This window comes from Staphylococcus arlettae (assembly GCF_002902345.1).
Lineage (GTDB): Bacteria > Bacillota > Bacilli > Staphylococcales > Staphylococcaceae > Staphylococcus > Staphylococcus arlettae.
In genome coordinates this window covers 53,477-66,278 of record NZ_PPQB01000023.1, presented here as the reverse complement: position 1 = coordinate 66,278, position 12,802 = coordinate 53,477, and the positions used below count along the sequence as shown (strand labels likewise).

Annotated in this window: 14 protein-coding genes; 1 reads left to right on the top strand and 13 read right to left on the bottom strand. The window is 34.9% G+C overall.

Annotated elements, in window-relative coordinates; genetic code table 11:
• Positions 1–102: 102 nt before the first annotated feature.
• The 10 genes from CD036_RS11735 to CD036_RS11690 form a co-directional block, all read right to left on the bottom strand.
• Positions 103–864, bottom strand: a complete 762-nt coding sequence (locus CD036_RS11735) for an alpha/beta hydrolase (protein ID WP_103388747.1) — start codon at positions 862–864, stop codon at positions 103–105.
• A 12-nt stretch (positions 865–876) separates the two neighbouring features.
• Positions 877–1,572, bottom strand: coding sequence for an ABC transporter permease (locus CD036_RS11730; protein ID WP_002510037.1), 696 nt, complete (start codon positions 1,570–1,572; stop codon positions 877–879).
• 2 nt (positions 1,573–1,574) lie between these two features.
• On the bottom strand, positions 1,575–2,516 hold the full coding sequence (locus CD036_RS11725) for an osmoprotectant ABC transporter substrate-binding protein (protein WP_002510036.1): 942 nt from the start codon (positions 2,514–2,516) through the stop codon (positions 1,575–1,577).
• A gap of 16 nt (positions 2,517–2,532) precedes the next feature.
• Positions 2,533–3,168 carry an ABC transporter permease gene (locus CD036_RS11720; protein ID WP_103388746.1) on the bottom strand — a complete coding sequence of 212 codons (636 nt, stop codon included), beginning with the start codon at positions 3,166–3,168 and terminating at the stop codon, positions 2,533–2,535.
• Complete coding sequence (locus tag CD036_RS11715) at positions 3,165–4,346, bottom strand: betaine/proline/choline family ABC transporter ATP-binding protein (RefSeq protein ID WP_103388745.1); 1,182 nt, start codon at positions 4,344–4,346, stop codon at positions 3,165–3,167. The genes CD036_RS11720 and CD036_RS11715 overlap by 4 nt, the downstream gene beginning before the upstream one ends.
• A gap of 293 nt (positions 4,347–4,639) precedes the next feature.
• On the bottom strand, positions 4,640–5,113 hold the full coding sequence (locus CD036_RS11710) for a thioesterase family protein (protein WP_103388744.1): 474 nt from the start codon (positions 5,111–5,113) through the stop codon (positions 4,640–4,642).
• On the bottom strand, positions 5,103–6,077 hold the full coding sequence (locus CD036_RS11705) for a 3-hydroxyacyl-CoA dehydrogenase NAD-binding domain-containing protein (RefSeq protein WP_002510032.1): 975 nt from the start codon (positions 6,075–6,077) through the stop codon (positions 5,103–5,105). Before CD036_RS11705 ends, CD036_RS11710 begins: the two co-directional genes overlap by 11 nt.
• On the bottom strand, positions 6,074–6,964 hold the full coding sequence (locus tag CD036_RS11700) for a beta-keto acid cleavage family enzyme (protein WP_002510031.1): 891 nt from the start codon (positions 6,962–6,964) through the stop codon (positions 6,074–6,076). The genes CD036_RS11705 and CD036_RS11700 overlap by 4 nt, the downstream gene beginning before the upstream one ends.
• Positions 6,965–7,095: 131 nt before the next feature.
• The gene (locus CD036_RS11695; RefSeq protein ID WP_103388743.1) at positions 7,096–7,650 is read right to left on the bottom strand and encodes a TetR/AcrR family transcriptional regulator; all 555 of its coding nucleotides are present in this window, start codon (positions 7,648–7,650) and stop codon (positions 7,096–7,098) included.
• Between the two features lie 26 nt (positions 7,651–7,676).
• Positions 7,677–8,273 (bottom strand): YdeI/OmpD-associated family protein, encoded by a 597-nt coding sequence (locus tag CD036_RS11690; protein WP_172606410.1) that lies wholly within the window; start codon positions 8,271–8,273, stop codon positions 7,677–7,679.
• 177 nt (positions 8,274–8,450) lie between these two features.
• On the opposite strand from CD036_RS11690, the gene CD036_RS11685 reads away from it, so the two are divergent.
• Positions 8,451–9,803: an APC family permease gene (locus CD036_RS11685; protein WP_103388741.1), complete on the top strand. Its 1,353-nt coding sequence runs from the start codon at positions 8,451–8,453 to the stop codon at positions 9,801–9,803.
• A gap of 119 nt (positions 9,804–9,922) precedes the next feature.
• Here the strand turns inward: CD036_RS11685 and CD036_RS11680 are convergent, their stop codons facing one another.
• The 3 genes from CD036_RS11680 to CD036_RS11670 all read right to left on the bottom strand — a co-directional run bounded on the left by CD036_RS11680 (position 9,923) and on the right by CD036_RS11670 (position 12,721).
• A complete protein-coding gene (locus CD036_RS11680; protein WP_103388740.1) occupies positions 9,923–11,089 on the bottom strand; it encodes an MFS transporter in 1,167 nt (388 codons plus the stop codon).
• A 211-nt stretch (positions 11,090–11,300) separates the two neighbouring features.
• On the bottom strand, positions 11,301–12,074 hold the full coding sequence (locus tag CD036_RS11675; RefSeq protein ID WP_002510025.1) for an ABC transporter permease: 774 nt from the start codon (positions 12,072–12,074) through the stop codon (positions 11,301–11,303).
• The gene (locus tag CD036_RS11670) at positions 12,071–12,721 is read right to left on the bottom strand and encodes an ABC transporter ATP-binding protein (RefSeq protein WP_002510024.1); all 651 of its coding nucleotides are present in this window, start codon (positions 12,719–12,721) and stop codon (positions 12,071–12,073) included. Before CD036_RS11670 ends, CD036_RS11675 begins: the two co-directional genes overlap by 4 nt.
• Between the last annotated feature and the right edge of the window lie 81 nt (positions 12,722–12,802).

The following is a 12,802-nucleotide window of genomic DNA, read 5'->3' as shown; positions in this document are numbered from 1 at the left end:
GAAAATGCGCTTTAAACCAAGCTTTTTTCAACGCTAGTCATCCTTGCCGGGGTGAGACGACGAAATCATTTTTTCAAAATCAGATTTCTGTCCCACTCCCTTTTACTTAACCATACACCACTCGATAACACGCTTTATTGCGCTATCCCAATAGGCATAATCATGTTCCCCTTTACCACTTTCAAACTGGTGATCAACCCCATACTCAGTTAAATAATTAATAAATTTTATATTATCATCATATAACGCATCTTCTGTACCACACATTATTAATAACTCTGGTATTGGATGTCCTTGTTCTAGTGCATTATCAACTAAATAGTATACATCTAAATCACTACCGACTACATCATCATTGCTACCTATTATAGCTGTACTAGAAAAATCATACCAATCTATTTCCAGTAAATGTTGAACCGTAAATACAGCTGATAATGGGGCTGCTTTGGCGAAACGTTCACCTTGAGTAAGGGCAAACTTGATTGTGCCATAACCTCCCATTGAATGACCGGCGATAAAATTATCTTCTCGTTTTTTAGAGAGAGGTAAAATTTGATGTACGTAATCATGTACTTCCAATATATAATCATAATATTTATGACCTGCTGCCATATTGCTATATGCACTATGATCTGCGCGTGGCATAATAATTGCTAATTGATGTTCATTCGCATATCTTTCAATACTGGTATAACGTACATACGAAGTTTCATCGCTAGATAAACCATGCAAGAGTAATAACGATGGTAGTCGTTTTACAGGTTCTTGCGTGTCAAAATAGCTTGCGTCCTCTGGTAAAATCACAGTTAAATTTTGTTGCATTCCAATAGTTGTCGATTGATAATTCAATGTCATGACAGCCATAATAACACCTCTCTATGCGTTTGCATCTTGTAATGGATTACTATCCTTCAATTTATGTTTTCTATTCGACGGATCTAAGCGTTTTTCCAATAATCGTAAGACAACGTCTATTATAATTGCAATAAACGCAATTGGAATCGCTCCTGCCAATATAAACGTAGTACCATCTGTTGCATTAGTACCTCTTATTACAATATCTCCTAATGTTGGGGCGCCAATAAATGAGCCTACTGCAACGACACCTATCGCTACAACTAAAGCAATACGTAAACCACCCAAAATTACAGATAAAGATAAAGGTAGTTCAATCATACGTAATACTTGGTTACGAGTCATTCCCATTCCTTTACCGGCATCTTTTATATTACCATCGACATTACTAATACCAGTGAAAGTATTTTTTATAATTGGTAGTAACGCATATAAAAATACTGTCACAACTACCGTTGTAGGGCCTAGACCCATGACTAACATCAAAATGGCTAACATTGCAATAACTGGTACTGTTTGAATAATGTTGGCGATGGATATAATCAGCCATGATAACTTGCTATAACGTGCAATGAATATCCCTATCGGTATTCCAACGATAGCAGCAAATATGACACCATAAACAGACATCAATAAATGCTTAATAAATAATTCCCATAAGTAACCAAAATTGACAGAATAATATTCAATTAACTGTTGGATTAAATTGCCGCTCATGACTATTTACCACCTTTCTTATCATTTTCAAAATAATTATGTTCCTTCAAGAATTCTTCCGCTACAACTGCAGGTTCTTGACCTTGACCATCTGCTTTGTAATTCAACTCTTGCATTTTAGTTGTCGAAATTTTTCCTTCTAATTTTTGCATAGTAGGTTTTAATTCAGGATATTTTTTCAGTAAATCATTTTTCATAACACTACTTGCATCATATGGTGGGAAAAAGCGTCGATCATCTTTTAATACTTTTAAGTCATAGGCTGCAACACGTCCATCTGTTGAATATCCTACTGCTACGTCTAATCTGTTAGAATCTAACGCATCATATACTAAACCTATTTGCATTGGTCTAATATTATTAAATTCAATACCATATTCTTTTGCAAATGCAGGATAACCATCACCTTTACGTTTCAACCATGAACTATCGACACCTAAACGTAATTTATCACTATGTTTTTTCAAATCTGATACTGTTTCTAAATTATATTTTTCAGCAGTTTCTTTAGTCACCATTAAAGCATAAGTATTATCAAAGCCATATGAATCAAAAAATGTTTGATCAAATTGTTTTTGGAAGCCTTCTTGTGTCGCTTGCATAGCTTTATCTGGATTTTTAATAGGATCTTCTTTAAGTGCACCCGTTAACTCTGTTCCTGTATAACGTGCCCCAGATATATTCGCATCACCATTTACCAATGCATTATGTTGAATCGTACTAGATCCTAAATTATTTATTAATGTAGGTTTAATTTTTCCATTCGTATCATGCTCAATTAACAATCTCACTATATGTGAAATTATTTGTGATTCACTCGTAGCTAGTGCTGTAATCTTAACGTCACTGTTGGACTTACCGCCACCTAAACCTGGCAAACTACATCCAGATAAGAGCACCAAACAAGCTACAAGAATTAATAACTTTCTTTTCAAGTATTTCATTTTGTTTATTCTCTCCTTATCTAGAAACCTTTAACCCTTTTGGTACTGCCCATTTTTCAACTAACGATAATATAAAGTCTACTATAAGTGCTAAGAGTGTTACTAAGATTGCTGCACTAACAATCATTAATGGATCATATGTGTTTAAACCATTAAAAACAAAGTCTCCTAGTCCACCTGCACCAACATAACTAGCTAACGTTGCCCAACTAATAACATAAACTGCTGACAGTCTAATACCACCTAAAATTAACGGTAAAGCTAAAGGTAACTCAACATCTTTCATCAATTGGAAGCGCGTCATTCCCATACTCGTTCCCGCTTCTTTAATATTCTTATCTATATTTTGCACACCTAATACAGTATTATTTAAAATTGGCAATAATACATAGATAAATAACGCTACGATAGCCGGAGTCTTCCCTACACCAAAAATCGGAATCATAATAGCTAATACTGCTAACGTAGGTATAGTTTGTAATACTCCAGCAATCATTAATACGAAATTTGAAGTGCGTTTTAATTTAGATAAAAAGATACCAATAGGTACAGCAACAACGACCGCTATTAACAAAGCTACAATAGATATATAAAAATGTTCACCTGTCTTTGTAACAAGTTCACTCCAATTATTTATTAAAAAATCTATCATTTGTTATCAGCTCCTAAGTCAACAGGCTCAATAATAGCATTGTTTTCCTCAGGTTCTTCCATATCTCCCCAAATGCTGTCATAAACGATATCTACTAAGTTAGCTCTAGTAACAAGACCTATTAACGTTTGGTCATCACTATCTACCACAGGCACATTACGCACATTACGTTTTAATATTGTACGCACTGAATCCTGTAATTTACTGTCGATACGCACACGATAAATATCCCGTTGCATCATATCAATCAATTCTTTCTTCTGTCGTAATCCTTGATTAATATCTTCTATATCTAAATAACCTAATAATCGATGATTTTCCCCGACTACAAAAATGGTATCTACTCTACGTGTTCTCATAATATCTACAGCATCATTAAGCGTTTGATCAGCATGTACAGTCACAGGTTTAATCATAGCGTCTTCCACTGATTTCATATTTGGTCGATCTTGAATCAATCTATTCTGACCAATAAATTCTCGTACGAAATCGTTTGCAGGATAGCGTAAAATATTATCCGGTGTATCATACTGGATGACTTCACCATGTGACATAATACATATTTTATCTGCTAATTTTATGGCTTCATCCATATCATGTGTGACAAAGATAAATGTTTTCCCTAATTTTTGTTGCAATTCTTTTACTAAGTCTTGTAGCGTATCTCGCGTAATCGGATCTAGCGCACCAAAAGGCTCATCCATTAAAATTACATCTTGCTCCGCAGCCAAAGCACGTACAACACCTATACGTTGTTGCTGACCGCCTGATAATTCTGAAGGATAACGCTCTAAAAATGACTCCGGTAAATCTACTAACTTAATTAACTCTTTAGCTTTAGCATCTTTCTTTTCTTGTGACCATTTTAATAATTTAGGAACTAAGACAATATTTTCTTTAATGGTCATGTGTGGCATAAGACCAATTTGTTGAATAACATATCCAATTTTACGTCGTAGTTCTACTGGATTCATTTTACTCGCATCTTTGCCATTTATAGTAATTTGACCTTCTGTCGATTCAATCATTCTATTAATCATTCTTAGTGCAGTTGTTTTACCACTCCCACTTGTTCCAATAAATGCAATAAACTCCCCTGACTCTATTTCTAAAGAAATTTTATTTACTGCTTTCTTACCGCCAGGATAAACTTTTGATAAGTTTTTTATACTTAACATTTCCGAATTCCTTTCTGTTATTATATTTGTCCCTTAATAAACAAGAGTCATCAGTAGATGTCATACAAATTAAAAAATAAGTAAAAACATGATACAAATGACTCTCTCATTTTTTATACAGTTGAGATGACCAATGCACATACTCATTTGCATTATCACGGAGGTAGCTATATTACTACACTTGAATATCCTCATATTATTTAAAATATATTAACTTCCAGGCTACCTCTCAAATAATTATCAACTTTTAAATGTTAAAACTTTCTAAACTCAAGACATGATATATCATAGCGTTATTTGCGTTTTATTTCAATTTTATGCCCCAGTTCTCGCGGTTTTATATCTTCTGTAGCTATTATGGCGTAAGCCTCTAGCGCACTTTTAAATTCTTCTGGAAATGGTGCCGGTTTCGTTGTTTCCGTTGCAATTCCCATCAACATCACTTCATATGTAGCGCATTTATTACAAGCCTCATCATACAAATTCATAAAAACATGTATACGTTTTGTATCATAATCGATTACTGTCACTTCACACTGGATACGTTGATTGACCTTAATTTCTTTTAAATACAAAACATGATTTTCTAAAGTGAAAATTGTATATTTGAGTTCATTAATCGTTTGTTCATTTAAACCTAATTGTGCTAGCCACGCATCTGTAGCATCACTAAACACACGATTATATTCTGCATCATTCATATGATTATTGTGATCTACCCACTCTGGCTTAACTACAGTTTGGTAGTTGAATTTTTTAGTTGTCATATTCATGCACCGTTTGCTGACCTTTTTTCATACTTGCAGTATCTTCTGGCCAATATTCTTGCGCTAATTGTTTCACTTTTACTAAAAATTCATTACGTTTCATATCTAATTCAGCCATGGTATTACCTTGTGATGTGGCCTCACAACCAGCAACAACATCATCATATAATGACTGAGTTAATTCTGGTGCTTCTAGTTTAGTCCATGGTTTTTTCAAAGCAGGTCCAAACTGTTTTAACATGTGGCGCATACCACCTTCTCCACCTGCAAGGTGGAATGTCATAAATGGACCATATTGTGCATAGCGTAAGCCAGCTGCATGGGTAAATGCTTTATCTACTTCTTCAGTAGTTGCAATACCATCATTAACAATGTGTAAGGCTTCTCTCCATAACGCTTCCATTAAACGATCTGCAATATGCCCTTCTATTTCATGACGTACATGCAAGACATCCATACCTATACTTTCATAAATGCGCTCAGCAGCTATCGTTGTAGCCTCACTTGTAGACTTACCTGCAACAATTTCGACAAGAGGCAAAATATATACTGGATGAAATGGATGTGCAACAATGAAACGCTCGGGATGTGTTAAATTTTGTTGTAATTCTGAAGGCATAATACCTGATGTACTAGAACCTATCGTTGCATCTGGTTTCGCATAAAAATCAATTTCCGTTAACACTTTATCTTTCAATGACTCAATCTCTGGTACATTTTCTTGAATGTGATCTGCATCTTTAACAGCTTCTGCTAAGTTATCCGTAAATGTTAAATTTTGTAATGACGCATTTTCCGCTAAACCTAATGATTCTGCATAAGGCCAATTTTGTTTAACTTGTGTCAACATGCGTTCATAAGCACCTTCACTCGGATCTGTCGCTACGACTTCGTGTCCATGTGCAAGCATTCGTGTAATCCAACCACTACCAATAACACCTGTTCCTACTACTGCAAATTTCATAATGTGCCTCCTTGTGGGTTTCTCAATTGATATTTATCTCTCGCCTCTTGTGGTGTCATTGGTTCAATTCCTAAATCTTTTAATATTTCAACTGCTTTAGCTACAAGTTGTTCATTTGTAGCTTTAACACCTTTTGATAAATATAAATTATCTTCTAACCCTACACGAACGTTGCCACCGCGTTTAGCTGCCTCTTCAACTGTAGGTAATTGCATACGACCTATTCCAAATGCAGACCATTCTGCATTTTCTGGTAAACGCGTTTTAAAATATTCAATAGTTTCAGGATCATTTTCGGCACCCCAAGGAATTCCTAAACAAAATTGAAATAGCGGTTGGCCTTCTATCAAGCCTTCTGATATTAACTGTTTAGCAAAACTTATATGTCCACTATCAAAGCATTCTAATTCTGGTTTTACACCCGCTTCTTTTACTAAAGCAGCTTGCGTACGTAACCATGATGCAGGACTCAAATAAACATCGTCTCCCATATTAACGCTGCCACAATCTAACGTACACATTTCAGGCAACAAGTCTCCAACCGGCTGATGACGTTCTTGCGGTGTTTGCATATCAGTTCCCGGTCCACCTACAGAAGGGTTATTTAAATCAGGGATAAAGTCTCCTCCACCACCTGACGTTACATTTATAATAATATCTTCATCAGCTTGACGAATTAACTCAATAGCTTTTTTAAATAAATTGACATCATGACTGATACCACCTGTTTTTGGATCACGTGCATGTATGTGAGCAACTGTCGCTCCAGCTCTCGCACATTTGATTGCAGAATCTGCAATTTCTTCAGGTGTGACAGGTACATATTCACTTTTACTTGTAGTATCTCCAGCACCTGTCAATGCTGCTGTTAACATTACTTTTTTCATATTTTTCACCCTCCAGCTATGTTTTACACATGCTTTAGTGTACCAACCAGACGGTAAAGTTTCAACTTACAATACTATAAAAAAAGAGATAAAAAGCGTCAAACGCTTACTATCCCTTGGTTTAAAAAATTTTATTTTTCTTCTTTTTGGCTATAACTATGTGCTGTAAGTCTGTCTAAAACTTGTTTACGCATATCATCATCAATTGCATCTATACCAAATATTTCTGACAACCATAGTCCATCAATGGCTAATCTTATAATTGTAGCATCTACAGGATCCAAACCATCATGTTCGATTTGCGTTTGCCAGTCACGATATGTGTCTTGTAGTGGACTTAATAAATTTTTATTACTACCTTGAGCAGCTAACATACCAGACGTAATACTAGCATTTTCTTCTCTGTGTTCTCGTGTAGCTTCTATAAATGCACGTAACATATTTCCTGCTTCTGCAGATGAAGTCTTATTCCAATGGCCATCTACATTTGTCTTATATAGAGTATTGGCATGATCAACAAGCCCTTGTATCAATGCTGTTTTATTTTTAAAGTGATACAGTAAGCCACCTTTACTCACTCCTGCTTTATGCGCCACCGCGTCTAATGTTAAGTATTCGCTGCCTTGTTCATTGACAATGGCTGCAGCCGCTTCTAATAGCTGTATACGCTTTGATGTTCTAGGCATGTAAGTACCTTCTTTCTATTGTTCAATTATTTGTCGTTCATTCCTTTGCCAGCCAAAATTTGATCTTTGTACTTTTCGATACGTTGCGTACGTGTTTCACTGCGTTTTGCTTGACCAATATAATACATATATTGACGTTGACGTCCAGGGGTTAAGTTATTAAATGCAGTTTGTAATGTTTCATCATTATCTAACGCCTGGCGTAGTTCTTCTGGCATCTCATACTCATCAGTGTTTTTCATTTTGACTTGTTTACCAGATTTTTCAACACGAATAGCTTCTTCCAAATACCAAGCAATTTCCGTTTCTCTTGTTTGTATTTCTGCTAAATCTTTAAATCTTAATTGTCTAGCGGCTTGAACATTTTTAGTTTGCTGTACTAACGTATCATATTTGTCTTTCATTATCGCACCTTTTTCAAATAGCAGTGCGCAATAATGCTTAAAATCTTGGATAATCACTACATTTTTATCATTCAATGTATAACATGGATGCTTCCACTTAAACTCCTCTTCCAGTTCTGTGTCTAGACTTAGCTTTCGCAAAAATTTAAACTCATCTTGCCATTGCTCCAGATTGTTAATAAACGTATCAACTTTTGCATTAGTAACTTTTTCGTTCATCACTATCAACTCCATTATTGGTTCATCATATTTATATTACTATAATGCCCACTTTTTTGGGAATTATAACTCATAAACTTTAACTTACTTTTCCGATTAATATACTATGAATTAATGGAATTTTATGCTATATTTATTCCATTAAAAAATTTATAGAATTAAGATAGAGGTGAGTTAATGCAACAAACAGCAAATTTAAAAAAAGTTTTAGGTCTTCCAGACGTCATGGGTATTGCAATTGGTCAAATTATAGGTGCAGGTGTGATGTCATTAACAGGTATCGGCATTCAAATGACTGGCAGTGGTATAACACCAGCGTTTGTTATTTCTTCAATTTTAACACTCGTTACCATGTTTCCAATAGCTATTTTGAGCTCAGCAATCCCAACCACTGGAGGTATGTATCAATATACAAGTCGATTGCTTTCACCTAAAATAGGCGTTTTTTGGTTATTACTCTTTTTGCTATTGCAAATCACATTAGCTTTATATGCACTGTCTTTTGCACAATATTTAGAAAGTATTTATCCTGGAGTGCCAATTAAGTGGGTAGCATTAACATTAATGACAATCTTATTTATTGTCAATATTATCGGTGTCAAATCTGCGTCCTATATTGGTAATTTAATGGTAGTTGTCTTGATCGTCGCTTTATCTTGCTTCATCATTTATGGTTTACCACATACCAATGTTGCTGTATTTAATTCACATGATATGTTTCCTGATGGTTTTACTGGATTCTTTACTGCTGTTGGCTTAGTTTCATTTGCTACTGGAGGCGCACAAGTTGTAGCTGAATTAGGTGGCGAAATGAAGCGTCCACATCGTGATATCCCAATAGTCATTGTTGTAGCCACAATTTTTGTAGGTCTACTCTATGCCTTTATCGCCAGCATTGCAGTTGGCGTATTACCAATTTCAGAAGTAGCGGGTCAGCCGTTAACGAGTGTAGCACAAACTGTTTTACCTAGACCCATTTTTATTTTCTTTATTGTTGGAGGTGCTATGTTTGCATTAGCTACAACGCTTAATTCCACATTAACTTGGGTTACCAAAAGTTTATTAGTAGCTATCCAAGATGGTTATTTACCATCGCAACTTGGCGCTGTTAACAAACGATTCGGCACACCACATTGGTTGCTCATATTATTTTATATTATCGGTGCTTTTCCCATTATTACAGGTATGTCATTAACAGTTGTAGCACAATTAGGCACAGGTATTTCGTTGCTAGTGTTCGCCTTCCCTGCTTTGGCAGTATTACGCTTACCTAAAAGGTATCCTGAGGCTTATCAACGTTCACCATTAAAAGTGCCTTACCCATTATTAGTAAGTATTTCAGTGTTAGCAATTGGGTTATTACTATATCAATCTTATTTATTAATTTCTGATTTACAACTTGTGTATATCATTGGTACGTTAGTTTATATTATCTTAGCGGCAGGTATTGCGTATCTCTCACGTACACCTCAAAATTATGAAATTGCATCTCCTGCATTACTAGCAACAAAGCAATCACCTGAAGGTTAACTATTGTGAATAGTAATACAAAACAGCCATCACTATGTAAAGTGACGGCTGTTTTTGCATTATTTATATTTCATATAACGCTAACGTAATTCATTTATTAGCGTATTAAATTCCACAATTTATGTTGATACTACTTTTTTCAAACTGATAGCAATTATAAGCGCAATTACTGCAATTCCTACTGAAAAGTAAGCTGTTGCATGCACATTAATATTTGAAACAATCAGTCCACCAATAATACCACCAACACCAATACCAGCATTTAAACTTGACATATTCCAGCTCATAACTTGGCTTGTATCGCCTTCAACATGTTCAATAATTCCGCTTTGTACTGCCGGATTAGTACTCCATTGCATAATGTTCCAAATAAATACCGTGATAAGTAACATAGCAACAGTTGATAACACTGGATTTAATGATAACATCGTTGCAATAAATATGATTATAGAGATGATTAACCACCTTTTACTTGTTAACTTGTCTGATAAAAATCCGCCCATTGATGTTCCTATGACGCCAGCAACACCATTAATCAATAAAACTATAGAGATAAATGATAAATCATGTCCACCTGCAAGCATCAATGGATTTATAAAAATAAATGTTATCGAATTCGCTACTAATATTAAGAAAGTAATACTTAGAAATTTAACAATTTCGGCAGGACGTAAAATTTTCGAATAAGTAGTACTTTGTCGTGGTGTGCTACCAACGTGAGACTGTTTATTAGTATCCTCAACTGAAGGTAAATAAATAAACATTAAAATACCCGCAAGTACACTTACTACAACTATAAATACAAATGTATAGCGCCATCCTACTAAATCACCTATCATTGTCCCAAGTGGAACTCCAAAAACATTCGCTCCACTAAATCCTGAATAAACTACACCAATCATTTTACCTCTGTTTTGTGGTGCAGTTAATAAAGCAGTAAGGGCTAGTATTTTGACAACAATTAATGCTGCTGCCGCTGAAGACAATATTCGCCCGATAACTAAAATTGTGAAGTTTGGCGCAATGGCAATAATTAAATTCCCCACAATAAAAGCAAGTAACGTTATAAGCAATAATGGTTTGGGCGCAAAACGATTCGTTAATTTCACTAATATTGGGCCTGAAATCGCAAAGGTAATAGCATAGAGTGTCACCAGTTGTCCTACTATAGCTTCAGACACATTCAAGTCTGCGCTCATTAAATTCATAATTCCAGCTACCATCATCTCAACCATACCTACGATGAAAATACTAACAATAAAGGTAACTATTCTCATTACTGACATAGACCTGTCTCCTTTCTATATAATGTACGTTTTTTTACATAACCATTCCATTATATACCATTCGTCAACCATACTCATACCCTTTAAAGCCTATTACACCAATAGTTTATCGGATACTTAACATTACTAAATAACATTGGCTGTAACACCATAAAAATACGAACTCCTCCCATAATTAACATAGAAGAAGTTCGCTTAATAACATCATTAATTATTGCTTTGTAATATCTATTGTGTTTGCAATAAGTTGATCACGTTGATTGAAAAATTGTTTATAACTTAAATATGTTGCAAATAATGCTGACATTATAGTAGCAGTAGTATGAATAAAAATTACCATCAATTGAAATTTAATCGCTTCTAATGGCGGAACACCACCTATAATCAGTCCAGTCATCATCCCAGGAATAGAGACAATCCCATAGGTTTTCACTGAATCTATCGTAGGTACGATAGCCGTTTTAATACTTTCACGTAATGTCGCTTTGGAAGCTAATTTAGGTTCGGCACCTAATGATAATTTCGCCTCAATTTCATCCATTTGTTTAACGAATTCTTTATCCAAATTTTGATAAGCTAAATTAATCGCAATCAAACTATTACTGGCAACCATACCAGCTACAGGTATCACTTCATTGGCTTTGAAATCAATAGCACCTGTCACGATAACGCCCATTAACGGTAAAACTACACCTATAAATATTGAACTAAATGAAATCAAAAACACATGATGCATAATAGGCGATGCTCGATGTATAGTATTCCATGCAGCATTAACGATAATAACTAGTACAAATAACATCAGTAACCAATGTTGATTAACATCAAATATAAAATCTAAAATAAATCCTAATATTAACAGTTGAATAATGGCACGCCCTGTAGCAATTAGTAAATCTTTTGCAATATGTAATTTTTCTTTATACGAAACAATAATTGGAAAGAGTAACAATAATGCAGTTAAAGATAAGGCTGTAACACTCATGTTAATACCTCCTCAGACTGTAGCTTTCCATCAACAATACGCCACTGTTTATCAAAATGTCGCGTACTTTGTTGATCATCATGCGTAATCCAGACTACAGCTAATCCTTGTTGCACTAACTCAAAAATAAATGTTTCGATGTTTTCCTTATTATGTACATCTAGTGCGCTTGTAGCTTCGTCTAACAGTAATACTTTTGGTATATACATGAGTTGTCGTGCAATTGTAATACGTTGACGTTCCCCGCCTGACAAATGTTGTACAAGAGTATTTAGCTTATAATGACCTAAACCTACTTTTTTTAATAACTTTCTCGCCCTGCTTTTATCAAACTTGTCTTGTCTAGCAAGTGCTGGAAAAGCTAAGTTTTCACCGATGGTAGTACCAAACAAGTCGCTTTGTTGTAATAAAAAACTAACTTCCATTCTCAAAGTTTCAGGATCTATATCTTCAAAAGGATGTCCATATAACGTTATTGTCCCTTCCGTCGGACTCAGCAAATTACTCATTAATCTAAACAGTGTGCTCTTACCACTACCAGATGGACCTAGGACACTAATGGCTTCACCCGGGTTTACGGTTAAAGAAATATCGTCAATAATAGTACGCTTATCAATTTTATAAGAAACATGATTCAACTCAAGCACATACTTCGCCTCCAAGCTTACCAAAACTTACTTACAGTTTTATGTTCTAACTCACTAACAGTGTTAAAGTTATTGCATAAT